Origin of the sequence: Fictibacillus barbaricus (assembly GCF_031457135.1) — a bacterium.
Taxonomy (GTDB): domain Bacteria; phylum Bacillota; class Bacilli; order Bacillales; family Fictibacillaceae; genus Fictibacillus; species Fictibacillus barbaricus_A.
The window spans coordinates 144,745-162,641 of record NZ_JAVDWA010000001.1 but is presented as its reverse complement, the minus strand read 5'-3'; the positions used below and the strand labels follow the sequence as shown (position 1 = coordinate 162,641).

Here is a 17,897-nt window from a genome sequence, read left to right as displayed (position 1 = left end):
TTATACTGAATTTAATTACATAGTCGAGGAGGCATACACTTATGAAATACCCATTTAACGGAAAGAAGCCGAACGTTCATGAAAGCGCTTTTATCGCTCCTGGAGCACATATTATTGGTGATGTGGAGATTGGTGAAGGCTCAAGCATCTGGTTTAACAGTGTTCTGCGAGGCGATGAAGGTCCTATCACAATCGGTAAAAAAACAAACGTTCAAGACAATTGTACACTTCACCTTTACGAAGGATTTCCGCTCGTGCTGGAAGACGAGGTCTCGATTGGACATAACGTTATTCTGCACGGTTGCACGATAAAAAAAGGAGCTCTTGTCGGCATGGGTTCCACGATTCTCGATGGCGCTGAAATTGGTGAGCAGTCCTTTATCGGTGCCAATACACTCATTCCTCCGGGAAAAAAAATACCTCCCCGCGTAATGGTTATGGGTTCACCAGGAAAAGTCGTGCGTGAACTGAATGATGAAGATCTGAAACTCATTCAACTCACAATTGATACGTATTATGAAAAAGGAAAACAATTTGCCGCTGAATTAAAAAAGTAGGCTGTTTGTGTAAACTTTGTTGCTTTTGAATGCGTTAATTTCCGCTGCTGGACTCGCTTTCCTTAGTGTGTGCGGTGAGCCCATTCGTCGCCTTGCGACATTGATTGGTCTCACCTGTCCCACTCATCCTGCAGGAGTCTCGCCCATCCGCTCCAATTAACTTTTCAATGAAGAATTTTCCAAAGACACCTCTCTAGCAACAATCTTTTAGAAAAGAGGCTGCCTAAAATTAAATTCAGATAAACAGAAAGCACTTTCGTCAATATCGAGCGAAAGTGCTTTTTCATGTTACCGGTTTTCTTGGATTAAAGGATGATTCAGCACATCGTATTTTGAGTTTTTAGTGAGTTCGTTTCCGTCAGAATAGATGCTCTCAAAAAAGCGGCTTGCCGGCCCTGCCAAGGCTCGGTAGTAATCACTGAACAAGGACGCAGCATGGTCCCCTAGCCACTCTGATGGCAGTAATTCTTGCGGAAGACCTGGATCAATGAATAGAAACTTGCGATACTCGTGAACAAGCTTCGTACGTTCAACAAAGCATTCCCCATCAGTCATTTCGCCTTTTTCTATCTTATTCTTATCAATGACATATTTTTGCGAATACGCTACGATGAACGAATTGTATTTTTCATTGATGTCATTTAAATCCCAGCACTCTGAAACTAGCTTTTCATTTTCGTTCGGTCCGTTGTAAACCGCTGTAAACGAATGAACATAATCTTCAATCGCATATTTATCGATCATTAATTTAATCTGTTCATCTGCTTGATTAGGAGAAATCCAAAAGCTGTTCGCTAAAAGACCAAACCCGCTCCACACCAGTTCTTTTCTTAGTTCGTCCCGAATGCTTCTTTTATCTTCTGGAATGGTATAAGTGAACATGAGCCATTCACCGTTCCATGGTTCCTGCTGCACTTTAAAAATTCTTTTAGCAGCTTCTTCAATCCGCTTTTTTCCGCGATCAGTCAAATAATAATAGCTTTTGTTTCCTTGCTTTCTGGCGGCAATCCACCCTTGTTTGTTCATTCTTGATATGGCGGCTCTAACGGCTTGTTCATTATGACCAAACTCTTCTAATAGACGAATTAAACTGCCGATCCATATTTCACTTCCATAATGCCGTATATAATCCCCATAAAGGGTAAAAATCATGGAGCGTGTGTTCAAACTGTTTTGCATGTTCATAACCTCATTTGTACCTGTATTGTCTGTACAATCCTATCAGAATCATATTAAGAAGAACAAGCTACTCTCCCTTAAATACAGGTGCTCTTTTTTCCCCGAACGCTACAAGCGCTTCTACTCGGTCTTTTGTCGGTATTGTAACTTCATACGCTTTTGCTTCGATCGCGAGACCTGTCTGAAGATCCACTTCAGTGCCGTGCTTGATCGCATACTTTGCTTGCTGCACTGCAACGGGTCCATTCTTCATGATTGCCGCAGCATAATTCTCGCATACTGCCATCAATTCTTCTCTTGAAGTCACTTGGTTCAAGATGCCGTAAGAAAAGGCTTCTTCAGCCATTAATTTTTTCGCCGTTAAAATGAGCTCCATCGCTTTCGCTTGACCGATGATTCTAGGCAGGCGCTGCGTTCCTCCAGCACCTGGGATAATCGCCCAGCTTACTTCAGTTAATCCCATTGATGCTTCTCTAACAGAAACACGAAGGTCGCAGGCGAGAGCAAGCTCAAATCCGCCGCCAAACGCGTGACCATTGATTGCACAGATCGTCGGCTGCGGCAATGCTTCAACAGCCGAAAACACGTCTCTGATTTTACGAACGTTCCGTCTTACTTCTGCTTCAGAAAGATTACGCCGTTCTTTTAAATCAGCACCTGCACTAAATGCTTTTTCTCCTGCTCCAGTAAATATAACAACACGCACATCTGCGTTGTGATGTATGTCTTCGATGACTTCTTCCAGTTCCTTTAACGTAGCAAAGTTAAAACAGTTTAATACTTCAGGACGATTCAGTGTTACGTATGCAACATGGTCTTTAACTTCATATAAAATAGCAGCCATCTCTATAACTTCCCCCTTATTAATCTTGGATTGATTCAACAACAGAAGCAATTCCTTGCCCAACACCGATGCACATCGTTGCAAGTCCGTATCGCAAGCCTTGTTTTTTCATTTCATGTACAAGCGTTGTTAATATTCTGGCACCGCTCGCACCAAGAGGATGACCAAAGGCAATGGCTCCACCGTTCACGTTTACTTTTTCAGCATCTAATCCTAATTCATTTATACATGCTAGTGACTGAGAAGCAAATGCCTCGTTTAATTCAATGAGATCCAACTCTTCAACAGAAAGTCCCGCTCGTTTTAATGCCTTTCGTGATGCTTCGATAGGTCCTACTCCCATAATGGACGGCTCAAGACCGGCAACACCAGATGACACATAACGAGCTAGCGGTTTTAACCCGAGTTCATCCGCTTTTTCCCGGCTCATCAATAATAATGCAGATGCCCCGTCATTTACTCCAGAAGCATTCCCGGCCGTAACGGTTCCATCCTTAAACAAAGGTTTAAGTGCACCTAGCTTTTCAAATGTTGTATCAGGACGTGGATGCTCATCTTCTGTCACCCACGTTTCGTTTCCTTTTCTATCTACTAATCTTACAGGAACGATTTCTTCTTTAAAACGGTTTTCACTCATCGCTTTTTTCGCTCTTTGCTGGCTGTTGAAAGCGAATTGATCTTGCTCTTCACGTGAAACCCCAAATTTCTTCGCTACATTTTCCGCCGTTTCAGGCATTGAATCCGTACCGAACTTTTCGTGCATAAGCGGGTTAATAAATCGCCAGCCGATTGTCGTATCAAACATCTTCATATCGCCACGCGGATATTCCACTTCAGGTTTTCCCATAACGAGCGGTGCACGTGTCATACTTTCCGTTCCGCCAGCGATAAACACATCGCCTTCTCCTGCCATAATCGCACGTGCGGCGTATATAACAGCATCCATTCCTGATCCGCATAGGCGATTAATCGTTGTACCGCCTACTTCTACAGGCAGACCTGCTAAAAGTGCAGACATTCTGGCTACGTTCCGGTTATCTTCTCCTGCACCGTTTGCATTTCCAAAAATGACTTCTTCAATATCATGAGCAGGCAGCGCACTGTTTCTTTCTAATAGTGCTGAGATGACAACCGCTCCAAGATCATCAGGACGTACCGTTTTTAATGCTCCTTTATAGCGGCCGATCGGTGTTCTGACCGCATCAACGATTACTACTTCTTTCATTTACTTCTTCACCTCGCTTTTATCCTTCGTGTAGTCGTAAACTCCTTTACCTGATTTGCGGCCAAGGCGTCCTGCTTTCACATACTTCACCAAAAGAGGAGCTGGGCGATATTTTTCACCTAACGTTTTATGAAGATAATTCAAATTGTTTAAACGAGTATCAAGTCCGACTAAATCTCCCAATTCAAATGGTCCCATTGGAAAGTTTAGCCCAAGCTTGATTGCTTTATCGATGTCTTCAGGCGTTCCGACCCCCTCTTGCAGCATGTAAAACGCTTCGTTTCCAATCATTGCTGAAATCCGGCTTGTTACGAAACCAGGAAACTCGTTAACGGTTACCGTTTCTTTCCCCATTTTCTCAGCCGCTTGTTTTGCAAGTTCAACAGTTTCGTCATCTGTTTCGTGTCCGCGAACAATCTCAACTAGCGGCATACGGTGGACAGGGTTAAAGAAATGCATCGCGATCACTTTTTCAGGACGGCTTGTAAATGAACCTATTTCCGTAGGGCTCATCGTTGACGTGTTTGTCGCTAGCACACAATGACTTGGTGCTGACCGGTCTAATTCTTCAAAAACAGCACGCTTAATCTCTATGTTTTCAGGAACAGCTTCAATCACAAGATCAGCTGCACTAACCGCCGCTGATAGGTTCGCTGAGTAGTTTAGTCTTCCTTGTGCATTTTGTGCGATTTCTGGAGAAAGCTTTCCGCGCGATACGGCTTTTGAAAAAATAGAATCGATTTCCTTTTTAGCATTATTCAACTGTTCTTCCTTCACATCAACGAGCTGAACATCAAAACCGCCTACTGCGCAGACGTATGCGATCCCTCTTCCCATTACACCAGATCCGATGACTACTGCATTTTGTAACATGGTTTCTCCTGCCTTTCTTTTAAACAAGTGTTTAAATTATCTTAGTAAAAAGCGAGCGCACTGGCTCGCTTTTTTGAATGCTATTTAGGGTAGTTGATTTCCGCTGCAGGATGCTCGCTTTCCGCGGGGCGGGCGGTGAGCCCCTTTATCGCATTGCGATATTAAATGGTCTCACCTGTCCCACTCGTCCCGCAGGAGTCTCGCATCTTCCGCTCCTATCAACTTAGCAAGATAGTCTCATTCAAGCATTACCCAAAAGCAGCACACTTATTGAAAAACATACCCTATAGATTAAAAGGATTTAGCGGTCGGGATCCTGTGTAGGAAACGACGCTCTTTGTTTCTGTATAAAGATCAAGTGTTTCGATACAAAGCTCCCGGCCGAATCCGGATTGCTTATACCCGCCGAACGGGGTTCCTGGGAAAGCAGAGAACGGTGAGTTGATCATGATTGTACCCGCTTGAATCATACCTGCAACGCGTGTAGCTTTCGCATGATCCTTCGTCCAGATCGCTGCAGCCAGACCGAAATCGGTGTTGTTTGCTAATTTAACCGCTTCTTTTTCATCCTTAAATGTAGACACAACTACAACCGGTCCGAAGATCTCTTCTTTAACCACTTTCATATCTTCGTTTACGTCTGTAATGATCGTCGGCAAGTACCAGTGACCATTTTCAAAGCCATCCACCTTCGCACGTCCGCCGCCTAAAGCTATCGTTGCGCCTTCAGCTTCAGCAGACTTCACGTAGCTATCGATCACTTCAAGCTGACGTTCTGAGATAATGGCTCCAACATGTGTACCTGAATCAAGCGGATTGCCCAGAACAAGTCTCTTCGCTTTCTCAACGAATTTTTCCATGAATGCTTCATATACGCTTTCTTGAACGTACAAACGAGAGCGCGCTTCACAAGACTGGCCTGTGTTATAAAAGATTCCGAATAGAGATCCATCAACAGCAGCATCGATATCACTGTCATCAAATACAAGGTTAGGAGATTTACCGCCTAGTTCAAGCGTAACACGCTTAAGCGTTTGTGAAGCTTTAGCCATGATGTCTTTACCAGTTCCTGTTTCACCTGTAAACGCGACTTTATCCACCCCTTCATGTTCAGCAAGGTATGAACCAACAGTAGCGCCGTCACCTGTAATGATATTTACAACACCTTCAGGAACACCCGCCTCATGACAGATCTCCGTCATTACGATTGCTGTTAAAGGAGTTAAACTCGCTGGTTTCAAAATTACAGAACACCCAACAGCGATAGCTGGAGCAATCTTCCAAGCAGCCATCATCATCGGATAATTCCAAGGAATGATTTGCGCACATACTCCAAGCGGCTCTTTCAGCGTGTAGTTCATGAAAGGTCCTGGCATCGGGTTCACTGCACCCCGATGGCTTACAATCGCACCTGCATAGAACTCAAAGTCTTCGATCGCCTGCATCACTTGTCCTTGTGCAGCGCTTAATGATTTACCGCTGTTTAAAATTTCAAGCTCAACAAGCTCGTTGAAACGAGAACGCATGATGCTCGCAATCTTGTTCATCGTACGGGAGCGCTTATTTACAGGAGAACGCTTCCATTTTCCCGTTTCAAAAGCGATTCTTGCCGCTTCAACTGCACGATCAGCATCGGCTTTTGTCGCTTTTGCTACTTTTGCTAAAGGTTCACCAGTTGCAGGGTTGTACGCTACGAAGTACTCACCCTCTGAACCTCCAACGCTTTGTCCGCCAATAATCATGTCATATAAATCGCGTTTTACTGCTTTTATCTCTGTCTTAGATGTACTCATTGAACGCCACTCCCCTTTTTCTTAGCTGTCTATTTGCCTGTGAATGCAGGTTTTCTCTTTTCTAAAAAGGCATGTAATCCTTCTTGATGATCATCTGATTCTCCAGCGATCTTTTGAGCTTGTGCTTCATATTCAAGCACTTCATTTAAATCGCTTTCCCAGCTTTTATTCATATAGCGTTTTATTAGCCCGATTGCTTTTGTCGGCATGTTAGATAGCTTTTCAGCAAACGTTTCCACTTCCAGCAAGAAATCCTCTTCGCTCACTGTCTTTGTAACAAGTCCAAATTCTTTCGCTTGAGCGGCTGTAATTTTCTCTCCTAATACAGCCAGTTCCATCGCTTTTGCGTGTCCTACAAGTCTTGGCAAGAAATAAAGGTTGCCTGAATCTGGTACTAATCCAACATGAATGAACGCTTCTATAAAACTCGCTTTTTCGCTTGCGATACGGAAATCACACGCAAGAGCTAAACTCATGCCGGCACCTGCCGCAACACCATTAACTGCAGCGATAACTGGTTTTTCCATGGCTACAAGTGCTTGCACCATCGGGTTGTATCCTTTACGAAGCACTTCACCGTAATCTGTATCTGTTGAGCCTGATAGATCTTGCCCAGAACAGAATGCACGTCCTGCACCTGTAATGACTACCGCTCTTACATTGCTGTCTTTGTTCGCTTCTTTAATCGCCGACACCATTTCTTTATGCATAAGGGATGTAAAAGCATTTAGCTTATCTGGACGGTTTAATGTAATCCAAGCTGTTTTCCCTCTTGTTTCATAGCTTATCGTTTCAAACATCGTTATCCCCCTACTTCCCTTTAAACTCTGCAGGACGTTTTTCAACAAAAGCTTTCATGCCTTCTTTTTGATCCTGTGAAGAGAATAAGAGATAAAAGTTTTTTCGTTCAAACTGCATGCCTTCGTACGTTGAATAGTCGATCGATTTATATACGGTTTCTTTAATTAAACGAACGGATAACGGTGCTCTGGATGCCACTTGCTTTGCATATTTTTTCGCCTCTTCCAGCACGAGTTCTGGAGCAATCACACGGTTAATCACACCGTATTGAAGAGCCTCACCAGCTGTCATAGGATCACCCAGCCATAGCCATTCCAGTGCTTTTTTCTGACCCATCAATTTTGTAAGCTTGACCGTTCCTCCTGCACCAGGCATAACACCCAGCTTGATTTCAGGAAATCCGAACTGTGCGTTTTCAGCAGCAAACAAAATGTCAGCACACAGCGCTAATTCAAAACCCCCGCCAAAACAGTAGCCATTAACAGCACCGATAATGGGCTTCTTGATTGTTGCAAGACGATCCCACTCTTTAAACTGGTTTAATAGTTCAAGAGATACACTGTCATCTTCTTTCATTTCATCAATATCGGCTCCAGCAGCAAATGCACGCTCGTTGCCTGTTAAAACAATCGCTTTTACCTCGTCATTACGGTCAAATCCTTCAAAAGCATCTAAAAGTTCCGTAACCATCGGCCTGTTAATCGCATTGAGTACACGAGGCCGGTTTAATTGAATTAAGGCAATCCCATCTTCAACTGAGGTTATGATTGTCTCGTAATTACTCATTGACTTCCTCACCGATCATGAGCGTTACAAGTTCAGCTGCAAAGCTCATCAAGTCTTTTCCAGAAGCTTTTCCTTCATCAGACTTCATAGCCGCTTTTAACGCATCATGGTCGTCATAGTACATTTCACAAAGAATGTGGTAATCACTTTTCCCCATCGGAGAACCTACGATTTTTGTTACTTCCATTTTACGAAGTCCAGGAATCTGTTTCGTGATTTCTGTATGATGTCCATAATAGTGCTCGTCGAATTTTTCGATATCCTCAGGTGTTTTGTAAAGTGCGATCAGTTTTACCATGTTTGTTTCCTCCCTATTTTTACATTCATTTTTTTATCCCATATTGGCAACAGGTTTCATTGCCTCAAATGGGTTCTTGCACGATTTGCAGTAAAGGATGCTTCTGCATGCTGTCGGCCCAAAGATGTTTTCCATTGTTACGTATGTTGAACCGCAGTATGGACAGTCGATTTCCCAAGGCTCACCCATCACATGGTTTGCCGGCGGCGGTGAGATGCCAAACTCTTTTAATCTCTCGCGTCCTTCTGTTGTAATCCGATCCGTTGTCCATGGCGGCGTATATACAAATTTCACTTCTACTGATGTAATTCCTTCTACTTTTTCGACAGCATTTTTAATATCTCTTTCAATGATGTGCAGAGCAGGACACCCCGAAAAAGTAGGAAGTACAGATACTTTCACGGTTCCATCTGTTACTTCCACTTCATGAACCATTCCGAGGTCAAGAATATTGACGGAAGCAATTTCAGGATCTTTAACATGCCCAAGCACATCCATAACGGTCAGTTTCATGCTGTTTATTGATTCGGACACGTGGTTCATCTCCTTTCTTCTCGTCTTAATTACCAGCCTGTTGCAGGATTTGTGGCATAAACTTCTGATAAAGTTGCAAGCGCATCTTTCAAGTCATCCGTATGAACACCGTTACGGCCGTTCCCTCTTTCCATGCGAGGTTCGCCAGTAACAGCCGCTCCTGTCTCATTTAAAACAGCTTCAATCTTATTCATAAAACGCTTCTTCATGACCGCTTCATCATCGACCAGGTTCGCTTTTACGATTTCAGCGTACGATGGTCCGAGCGTAAGCACACCTCCAAAGTCTTTCCAGACCTTTTCAACAGCTGCTGTCATTCGTTTCTTCGCTTCATCTGTACTCGTCATAAGCTGCTTAAACCAGATTTCCCAGTGCATCAAATGATAGTACTGTTCGATCATAATCTTGCGTGCAGCTTCAGCCAATGGTTCATAATCTGAGTGTCTGAGGGATTCTAGACGAATTTGCTTGTGCACGGCATAAAAGTAATTTCTTACAACTGCAAAAGCCCAATCATAATCAGGCTCTTTCAAATATGTCCCAGGTCCGTTCACTTCTTCTAAAAGAATGGCATTTCTGAATTTATCTGCAGGACGGAGATGAGCGATTTTGTCCGCTTCCCCTTCCCCTAAATCTTCAAGAAGGCGATAGTAAAGGTTCGCGTGCCCCATCATGTCCTGGCTGATTGATGAAAAAGCAACGTCCTCTTCAATATGCGGTGCAAGTCCGAGCCATTCTGACCCGCGGAAGGCTAATATGAAATCATCATCTGCTAGTTGATAGAGGAGCTCGATTAACGCTGCTTTCTCTTGTGGCTTCAATGTTTCCTGTGTCATTAATTGTCTCCCCTTCCGCCAAGAATGTGCTTCTCGGTAAATTGCTCTTGATTGTAGTCACGCCATTTTTTCTTCAAATAACCGTACCCTTTCGTTTCTCGATACTCCTTATCCAATCGTTTGAGCATTTCTTTTTCATCTTGGCTCAAACCTCGGATGCTCTCTCTTTTCACGACCCAGATATCTGCGACTGTCTCTCTTCTGAAAAAGTTCTCTTTTGCCATGATGAGCGCCATATCCGCATTAGGAGCCAGCAGACTGAAGCTGTGCTGAAACGGAGATTTGTCTGTTTTTTTGCTGAATACTTCATAAACGTTATAAAACTCATTATTCTGCGCGTTCACGTAGATTTTCCCTCCCCTGTTAGATCGCTTTTTTAGCAGCGAGTGCTTCGCGCACCCATTCATTGTTTTGATACGAACGGCGTCGGAGATCCAATCGGTTTTGTGATTGTGGTCCGTGACCCGTAACGATTTGCTTAAACTTGCTCCAATCAGCATCCTTATAGATCCACATTTGTGATTCTTCATCAAAACGGATCGTATCATCCGGAATTGTCAGTCCAAGAGACTGGATTCGAGGAATGTATTTTGTGAAAAATTCCTGACGAAGATCTTCGTTCGTTTTTGCACGGATTTTATACATGATGTTTTTATCTGCATTTGTATTTCCTGTTTCTTGTGCTGACTTTGGTCCAAAGAACATAATCAATGCTTCCCACCAGCGGTTTAATGCATCTTGAAGCATCTCTCGCTGTTCAGGAGAACCTTCAGCCATCGCTAAAATAATACTTTCACCGTGCTGGGCATGGAACACTTCTTCTGCACAAATACGTTTCAATGCACGGGCGTATGGTCCATAAGAAGAATCCAGCATCATACTTTGCGAAATAATCGCTGCTCCATCAACGAGCCATGCAATGATACCTGCATCTCCCCAAGTGGGTGCGTCCATATGGAATACGTTATGAAACTTCAGCTTTCCGGAAAAAAGATCTTCCATAATGTCATGACGGGTTTTACCGAGCGGCGCCATCAAATCTTCTGCTACGCGAAGCAATAGTTGTCCGTGGCCCATCTCATCCTGTACCTTTGCCATGATCGCTAGCTTTCTGTGAAGTGAAGGGGCTTTCGGTACCCATTCCTTTTCTGGAAGCGCCCCCATAATTTCAGAAATGCCGTGCATGGAAATCAAACGAATGAGCTGCAATCGATAGTCATCCGGCATCCAATCATCTGGTTCAATTTTTTCTCCTGCATTAATCCGATCAAGAAAATGCTGCATTTTTTCTTCTTCACTAAGTTGATTGAAGCTTATGCCAACTGTCATGTTATTTCCCTCCTGTAATATTACGTTTTAATTCCGTAATTAAAAAATCTCGTTATATATTAAACTTCTAATTTGTCATGTTCATGCCTTACAACCCGAATTGCTTTTCCTTCTGAACGTGGAATACTTTTCGGTGCATGTACTTTAATATCCATCGAAACGAGACAAGTATCTTTTATTTTTTTCTTAATCGTCTGCTTCAGCAGATTAGCATCAGCTTGCGATTCATCCACAATGGTTAATGCATAAAGCTTTTCGCTCATCTCCACATGAAGCTCTATTCTCTCTTTCAATCCGTCTTTGAAAATATGAACCTGATAATGCGGCACAATATCTTCTACAGAAAGAAGACAGTTTTCAATCTCAGACGGGAATACATTCACTCCCTTGACGATAAGCATATCATCAATTCTTCCTTTAACACGGCTCATTCTTACAGATGTTCTTCCGCAGCTGCATGGTGTCCGGTCAATAGATGCAATGTCTCCCGTTCGATAGCGGATGATCGGAAAAGCTTCCTTCGTAAGACTTGTAAAAACCAGCTCACCATATTCACCATCCGGAACAGGATCCAGTGTTTCAGGGTCAATAATTTCTGCGATAAAGTGATCATCCATGATATGCAGTCCGCTCTGAGCTTCATGACATTCCATAGCAACACCGGGACCCATCACTTCACTCAGTCCATAAATGTCCATTGCTTTAATGTTGAACTTTTCTTCTAATGTGGACCTCATCTCCTCCGACCATGGTTCAGCACCGAAGATTCCATATTTTAAAGAAGTGGCACGCGGATCTTTTCCGAGCTGCTCCATCTTTTCAGCAATCGTCAATATATAGGAAGGTGTTCCGCAAATGACTTGCGGTTCAAAATCTTCTATTAGTAAAATCTGACGTTCAGTATTTCCGCCAGACACAGGAACAGTGATCATTCCAAGCCGCTCTGATCCGAAATGAAGTCCTAAACCGCCTGTAAATAAACCATATCCATAAGCATTGTGAAGAACATTTCCAGGTTCACCGCCAGCGATCGCGATTGACCTTGCTACCATATCACTCCAGCCTTCGATGTCACCTTGTGTATATCCAACTACTGTAGGTTTCCCGCTCGTTCCAGAAGATGCATGCAGGCGAACAAGTTCTTTTTGCGGAACTGCAAACAAGCCAAACGGGTAATGGCTGCGTAAATCTTTTTTTACGGTAAACGGAAGCTTTTGAAGATCATCCAGTGACTTTATATCATCAGGGTGAACTCCCTTTTCATTAAACGCTTGTTTAAAAAAAGGTACTTTTTCATATACCGTTTCTGCCGTTTTCTTTAAACGCTGAAGCTGAAGCTCCCTTTTTTCACTATCATTCAAGCACTCTACATTAGGATGAAGAATCATTCTTTCTCATCTCCCTATACAATATGTAAGCGGTTTCATTAATGACTAAAAAAATATGACGTTTTTATACCGTTAATAAATAATAGTGTAATGTGATTTGAATTTAGCTTACCATTTTGGCAGATTTTCTGTCAAATGAAAATAGGCTCATGAGAATAGAAATGCAAAAACGAAATATCAGAAAAACGGTTTGATCGATTAGACAGCTCCTTCCTTTTTCATTATGAATGTTAGCAGAGTTCTTTTTACGGTACGTGTTATTTTAGCTGTTACACATTTGCTCATAAAAATTTGGTTTTTGCTCTTAGATTTTCATTTTTGCTCTTAGAATTCAGTTTTTGCTCATAGAATTCGTTATTTGCTCATAGAAACCCACTTTACGCTCACAACTGGTCTAAAAAAATAAACGAGCAGGTTTCCAATCAAGGAAAACCTGCTCTTTAAGCAATATTTTTTAAAATTATCTTATGTGTTGTCATTTTGAATAATAAAATGACCAAAATTAGTTAGCAAGCACCTTTTTCAGCTCTGTTGTTGGATATGACGTATTGCTTCTAAGAGACTTTCAAGAATTTCTTCAATGTAAAGTTAATTGGAGTGGATGGGTGAGACCCCTGTCGGTGCAAAGCTCCAGGAGGGCTCATCGCACGCCACGCGGAAAGCGAGCCACTGCAACATAAATTAACCTCATTCAAAAGCAACAAAGTTTGTGAAAACAGCCTAAAAAAAACCGCCTAAAAAATAGGCGGTTTCACAATTTATATTAATATAGCAGGTCCAAAAATTCCTGACGTGATACATTGCCAAAATAATGGTTCATATCAACATCTTCCAGCGCTTTTTCGATCTCTTCACGGTCATAGCGTATTCCGGTTAATTTTTTCTCGATATCCGATACATCACCTACTCCAAAGAAATCTCCGAAAATTTTATTTTCTTGAATGACTCCTTTTACAATATGAAGCCGAATATCAACAGAACCCGCTGCAAAACGGTTAGATAGCTCAACATTAAATTTAGGAGATTTCCCGTAGTTCCAATCCCAGTTCGCATAGCGCTCTCTTGAAATTTTACGGATGACTTCCCAATCCTTTGCTGTTAATTCGTATTTTGGAACAGCATCAAACTCTTCAAAAAGATAAGTAAGAAGTGTTTGTTTAAATTCTTCCATCGTTGTTTTTTCCGGCAGGTGTTCAGAAATATTCGTTACACGGCTTCGGATGGATTTAATCCCTTTTGATTCGATTTTATCCATGCGGACATTCAATGCAGAAACAACATTCTCGATTTCTGAATCAAACAACAGCGTTCCGTGGCTAAACATTCTTCCTTTAGTAGAGAACTGTGCGTTTCCGGAAATCTTTCTGCCATCTACTAAAATATCATTTCTTCCGCTTAATTCTGCGTTTACTCCGAGTTTTTTAAGTGCTTTTACTACAGGATCGGTAAACTTCTTAAAATCATGAAAAGAATTTCCGTCATCTTTTGTAATAAAACTAAAATTCAGATTGCCTAGATCGTGATAGACTGCCCCGCCGCCAGATAATCGGCGAACTACATGAATCCCTTCTTCACGAACATATTCTGAGTTGATCTCTTCTATCGTATTCTGGTTCTTTCCAATGATAATAGAAGGTTCATTTATATAAAATAGCAAATACGTTTCATTGATGTCTAAATGTTTTAAAGCAAACTCTTCTATTGCCAGATTCACTCGTGGATCTGTAATGTTCTCATTATCAATAAAAAGCATACTCTTCCCTCTTTCAACCCCTATACTTTAAGCTCCCCATGTCCATCCAGACGATGCAAGCTCCACTTTATTGTTATACACCTCTTTTGCCTCTGTGACAAGCTGTGATAACTCTCCAAAATGAGGAAGGTGGGTCAATAGAAGATGATTCACTTCAGCTTGTGCAGCAAGTTTTCCGCAGTCCTCAGATGTCATGTGTCCCGGACCGCTTCCGTCCATTCCTTTATAAAAATTACACTCTGCTATTAACAAATCCGCATTGCGGCTAAATGGAATCAATTCAGGTATCAATGCCGTGTCAGCCGTATAAACAATTGTTTCCTTTCCATCTGTTATCCGCATCGCGTAACAAACAGCTGCATGCTTTGTCAGCTGAAACGTAATTGTAAATGGTCCAATCTTTAGTTCTCGGGAAGGATCATAAGACATACCTTTCGTATGATGAAGATGTGTGAGAGATAGAAGTCCTGCTTCATCCTCGTTATGACCATAAATTGGCAATGTTTGCATCCCTTCCTGCAAAAAAGATTGAATAAGTCTGCTGTATTGCAGAACACCGATATCCGCTACATGATCTGCGTGATAATGAGAAACTACGACTGCATCGAGTTCTTCTGGTTTTATGTATTTTTGAAGCTGCGCAAGAACCCCGCTTCCGCAATCAATAAGCAAATTAAATCCTTCACTTTGCAAAAGATAGCCTGATGTCGCTTCTCCCGCACCAGGGTAGCCTCCCCAAAAACCTAAGACTGTTAATTTCATTTGTTCTTCCTCCTTTTCCAATTAAACGGTTTGTCTTTCAATCAGCTTCACTTCAACTTCCTCATGAAATATGCTGTCATGCTTCATCGCTTGATTAAACAATTTCCTGCCGACCTCGAACAGTGGTATATCCAGAGTTGTGATGTTCATTACCTTTGCGATCGGTTCATTGTCAAAACCCAATATCGCAAGCTCGTCTGGAATCTTAATCTGTTTTTCCTTGCAGCACGCCAAAATACCAGCAGCCACTTGATCGCTTGTTACAAGTAATGCAGATGGAGGTTGCTTCATATTCAATAGTTTGTTTACTACCCTTTCACCATCTTCAAGCTGATAACAATCATAAAATATGTAATCTTTATGAAACGGTTGTTTCACTTTTTCTATAAAATCCAAATATGCTTGATGTCTTTGATGACTGTTCGTCCCAGTTTTTCTTCCAATGCAATATCCGATGTTTCTGTAGCCTTTTTGATATAAGTAATCTAAAGCAGCATTAAAGCTTTTGTAATGATCGATAAATGTTGAAGATACCTGCTTCTTCCTCGCATCTTCACATAAAACAATCGGTCCAAAGGAAATATAATCTTTGATCGTTTCCCATGAACAATTCCTGGAACAAATGATCAATGCATCAATTTGTTTTAATTTTAACATCGTTAAAGCTTCTAGTTCTCTCTCTTCATTATAATTCGTCTGAAACAGAACAAGCTTGTAGTTATGCTTCAACGCTTCTGCAGCAATCCCCTCTATTAAGTACCCAAAGTACGGATGGTTGGAGAACGGAACAACAACACCTACTAAAAAGGTTTTTCCTTTACTTAAATGGATGGCATTGATGTTAGGCTTATAGTTGCTTTGTTTGATTGCGTTCAAAACAGCATCCTTTTTGGCCTCACTCACATATGGATGATGATTGAGTACCCTTGACACCGTTGTGACGGAGACACCTGCCATTTTAGCGATATCTTTTATGTTGGCCATTTGCTCACCTTTTTTCACGAAAACTTTTTCTTGCTCTGAAACGCGTTCCATACTTTACTCTGAGTTTACGAAAGGGAGGAATGCGATATGGATATTATAATAGGTTTCATTTATTTACTTCTTTTATGCTTAACGATATTACTTTCATTCTCACTTACTTTATCATTACCCTATAAAAAAAGAAGGAACACGAACAAAAACCAAGACCCTTTCAACTACTTATTTGATGTGTATGGTGAATAAATATGGAATCTTTCCCTTCTATTTTCCCACTTAAAAAAACCGATCACAATGGCTGATCGGTTTTTTCGTGTTTCTGCAAAATTCAATACACCACTCCATAAAAAAACTCTGCAGTTAATAAAATACACAGTTTTGTTTAAGAAATTGGTTCTTTTGTGTTTTTTAAAGCATTAAGAACTTGTTCTATAATCGGGCTGTTTTTTTGTTCAGCTTTATAAGCAGCATAGATGGTATTCTCTGCGTATCGTTCTGGGAAAAGAACTTTAACTCGTTGCAAATTTAGTGATTCCTCAATTAAGTACGTGGGCAGTACACTTATTCCCATCCCCATTTCGATCCCCTCTAAAATGGATTTCAGATCAGGAATAATATGATAGGCTTGAAAATCAGGTCTTTTTCTAAAGTGCTGCTGCCAATATCTCCTTATAATAGGAAGCTCCAAGCCGTAGCTAAGCCACTTTTGACTGGCAAGCCACTTCTCATTTTCCATCGTTTCTTCAACCTGAAACTTATAATCAAATGGTGTAACGACTACAAATTTTTCATCTTCAATTTTCGTATATTCTATACCCGAAAAATTCGTCTTTTGAGTGGTGAGAATAAGATCAACTTCATCTTTTTCCAGTTTTTCTAATAACGTGTTAGCAATACCGAACTGCGTTAAAAAACGAATATTTAATGAGCTGATGTTTGGCAGCGCGCGTTTGGTAAAATATTCGGCAGGAGAACCTAACCTCACTAATGGGTCTAACGTAGATGCAGAAGAATCATGAATCATCTGCAGTGTGGTGTTTTCTAAGTTTTCAATGAGAGGCACGATTTTTGTATAAAGATCTTTCCCTTTATCTGTCGGAATCATTTTTCTTGGTGCTCGTATAAATAATGGTTCGCCGATCTCTGCCTCTAATGCTGCCAGATGCTGGCTCATCGCAGGCTGAGTCATAATTCGCGCTTTTGCTGCAGCTGAAACAGAACGATTTTTATAGATACTTATAAAACTGCGATACCACTCAAAATCAATCACAATATAGAGCCCCCTCCATACATGCTTTACTTCATCATAAACTTAAATGAAAGCACTGCTCAAAAAGATGAACAGTGCGTAAGAAATAGTTTATGAATCAATCATTTTTAAGCGATATACTTCTCGTTGTTCGATTAGTGTTTCTGTGTTTTGACGATATTGCTTGTAATGTTTTGTTTCTATATGGCGCTTAACTGATTCTTCATCTTTCCAAGTTTCGTAAAACACAAAAGTGTTATTATTTTCTGTCGATTCATGCAATGAATAGTTTAAACATCCTTCTTCTGCACGGGACGGACCGATTACCTTTAACAACTCCGAACGAAGCAACTCTTCTTTACCCGGTTTAGCTTTCAGTATGGCATTGATAGTGATCGACATTACTATGCACCTCATTTTTATTTTAGGCTTCTTTCACATACATTGTTGCTCTTGTAGTGGTTGATTTCCGCTACAGGAAGCTCACTTTCCGCCGGGCATGCGGAGAGCCCACTCGTCGCCTTGCGACATTGAGTGGTCTCTCCTGTCACACTGATCCCGCAGGACAAGGAATGCTGCGGCAGCGTACATCGCACGAAGAAAATGTGATTTTCATTTTCGAGGAGTCTCGCACCCTGCACTCCTATCAACTTGTCATGATAAGAAAGAACATTACGAGCCAACAGCAACAATCTTTTAAAATAGAGCC

20 protein-coding genes are annotated in these 17,897 nt (G+C 41.6%); 2 read left to right on the top strand and 18 right to left on the bottom strand.

What is annotated here, in order from left to right:
- Positions 1-41: 41 nt before the first annotated feature.
- Positions 42-557 (top strand): gamma carbonic anhydrase family protein, encoded by a 516-nt coding sequence (locus J2X07_RS00850; protein WP_310255625.1) that lies wholly within the window; start codon positions 42-44, stop codon positions 555-557.
- A 288-nt stretch (positions 558-845) separates the two neighbouring features.
- Here J2X07_RS00850 and paaX read toward each other — a convergent pair whose 3' ends face one another.
- The 16 genes from paaX to J2X07_RS00770 all read right to left on the bottom strand — a co-directional run bounded on the left by paaX (position 846) and on the right by J2X07_RS00770 (position 15,942).
- Positions 846-1,736 (bottom strand): phenylacetic acid degradation operon negative regulatory protein PaaX, encoded by an 891-nt coding sequence (gene paaX, locus J2X07_RS00845; protein ID WP_310255623.1) that lies wholly within the window; start codon positions 1,734-1,736, stop codon positions 846-848.
- Between the two features lie 67 nt (positions 1,737-1,803).
- A complete protein-coding gene (locus tag J2X07_RS00840) occupies positions 1,804-2,580 on the bottom strand; it encodes an enoyl-CoA hydratase-related protein (protein ID WP_310255621.1) in 777 nt (258 codons plus the stop codon).
- Between the two features lie 19 nt (positions 2,581-2,599).
- A complete protein-coding gene (locus J2X07_RS00835; RefSeq protein ID WP_310255619.1) occupies positions 2,600-3,805 on the bottom strand; it encodes a thiolase family protein in 1,206 nt (401 codons plus the stop codon).
- Positions 3,806-4,678 (bottom strand): 3-hydroxyacyl-CoA dehydrogenase, encoded by an 873-nt coding sequence (locus tag J2X07_RS00830; RefSeq protein ID WP_310255617.1) that lies wholly within the window; start codon positions 4,676-4,678, stop codon positions 3,806-3,808.
- 284 nt (positions 4,679-4,962) lie between these two features.
- The gene (locus tag J2X07_RS00825) at positions 4,963-6,471 is read right to left on the bottom strand and encodes an aldehyde dehydrogenase family protein (protein WP_310255614.1); all 1,509 of its coding nucleotides are present in this window, start codon (positions 6,469-6,471) and stop codon (positions 4,963-4,965) included.
- A gap of 29 nt (positions 6,472-6,500) precedes the next feature.
- Entirely contained in the window at positions 6,501-7,271 is a 771-nt protein-coding gene (locus J2X07_RS00820) for an enoyl-CoA hydratase-related protein (RefSeq protein ID WP_310255613.1), read from the bottom strand.
- 10 nt (positions 7,272-7,281) lie between these two features.
- The gene (locus J2X07_RS00815) at positions 7,282-8,058 is read right to left on the bottom strand and encodes an enoyl-CoA hydratase/isomerase family protein (RefSeq protein WP_310255611.1); all 777 of its coding nucleotides are present in this window, start codon (positions 8,056-8,058) and stop codon (positions 7,282-7,284) included.
- The gene (locus J2X07_RS00810; RefSeq protein WP_310255608.1) at positions 8,051-8,356 is read right to left on the bottom strand and encodes an EthD family reductase; all 306 of its coding nucleotides are present in this window, start codon (positions 8,354-8,356) and stop codon (positions 8,051-8,053) included. Before J2X07_RS00810 ends, J2X07_RS00815 begins: the two co-directional genes overlap by 8 nt.
- Before the next feature lie 33 nt (positions 8,357-8,389).
- Positions 8,390-8,899, bottom strand: coding sequence for a 1,2-phenylacetyl-CoA epoxidase subunit PaaD (paaD, locus tag J2X07_RS00805; RefSeq protein WP_396193551.1), 510 nt, complete (start codon positions 8,897-8,899; stop codon positions 8,390-8,392).
- Positions 8,900-8,919: 20 nt separating this feature from the next.
- On the bottom strand, positions 8,920-9,726 hold the full coding sequence (gene paaC, locus J2X07_RS00800; RefSeq protein WP_310255606.1) for a 1,2-phenylacetyl-CoA epoxidase subunit PaaC: 807 nt from the start codon (positions 9,724-9,726) through the stop codon (positions 8,920-8,922).
- A complete protein-coding gene (gene paaB, locus J2X07_RS00795; protein ID WP_310255605.1) occupies positions 9,726-10,070 on the bottom strand; it encodes a 1,2-phenylacetyl-CoA epoxidase subunit PaaB in 345 nt (114 codons plus the stop codon). Before paaB ends, paaC begins: the two co-directional genes overlap by 1 nt.
- Before the next feature lie 19 nt (positions 10,071-10,089).
- Complete coding sequence (gene paaA / locus J2X07_RS00790) at positions 10,090-11,055, bottom strand: 1,2-phenylacetyl-CoA epoxidase subunit PaaA (RefSeq protein ID WP_310255603.1); 966 nt, start codon at positions 11,053-11,055, stop codon at positions 10,090-10,092.
- 59 nt (positions 11,056-11,114) lie between these two features.
- A complete protein-coding gene (locus J2X07_RS00785; RefSeq protein ID WP_310255602.1) occupies positions 11,115-12,443 on the bottom strand; it encodes a phenylacetate--CoA ligase family protein in 1,329 nt (442 codons plus the stop codon).
- Positions 12,444-13,206: 763 nt separating this feature from the next.
- The gene (locus tag J2X07_RS00780) at positions 13,207-14,196 is read right to left on the bottom strand and encodes a lipoate--protein ligase (protein ID WP_310255601.1); all 990 of its coding nucleotides are present in this window, start codon (positions 14,194-14,196) and stop codon (positions 13,207-13,209) included.
- A 27-nt stretch (positions 14,197-14,223) separates the two neighbouring features.
- Complete coding sequence (locus J2X07_RS00775; RefSeq protein ID WP_310255599.1) at positions 14,224-14,958, bottom strand: MBL fold metallo-hydrolase; 735 nt, start codon at positions 14,956-14,958, stop codon at positions 14,224-14,226.
- A gap of 21 nt (positions 14,959-14,979) precedes the next feature.
- Entirely contained in the window at positions 14,980-15,942 is a 963-nt protein-coding gene (locus J2X07_RS00770; protein ID WP_310257345.1) for a LacI family DNA-binding transcriptional regulator, read from the bottom strand.
- An 87-nt stretch (positions 15,943-16,029) separates the two neighbouring features.
- On the opposite strand from J2X07_RS00770, the gene J2X07_RS00765 reads away from it, so the two are divergent.
- Entirely contained in the window at positions 16,030-16,185 is a 156-nt protein-coding gene (locus J2X07_RS00765; RefSeq protein ID WP_310255597.1) for a hypothetical protein, read from the top strand.
- Between the two features lie 136 nt (positions 16,186-16,321).
- On the opposite strand, the gene J2X07_RS00760 is transcribed toward J2X07_RS00765, so the two are convergent.
- Together J2X07_RS00760 and J2X07_RS00755 are read right to left on the bottom strand one after the other, a co-directional pair.
- Entirely contained in the window at positions 16,322-17,209 is an 888-nt protein-coding gene (locus J2X07_RS00760; RefSeq protein ID WP_310255596.1) for a LysR family transcriptional regulator, read from the bottom strand.
- A 90-nt stretch (positions 17,210-17,299) separates the two neighbouring features.
- Positions 17,300-17,590: a putative quinol monooxygenase gene (locus J2X07_RS00755; RefSeq protein WP_310255594.1), complete on the bottom strand. Its 291-nt coding sequence runs from the start codon at positions 17,588-17,590 to the stop codon at positions 17,300-17,302.
- Positions 17,591-17,897 lie beyond the last annotated feature (307 nt).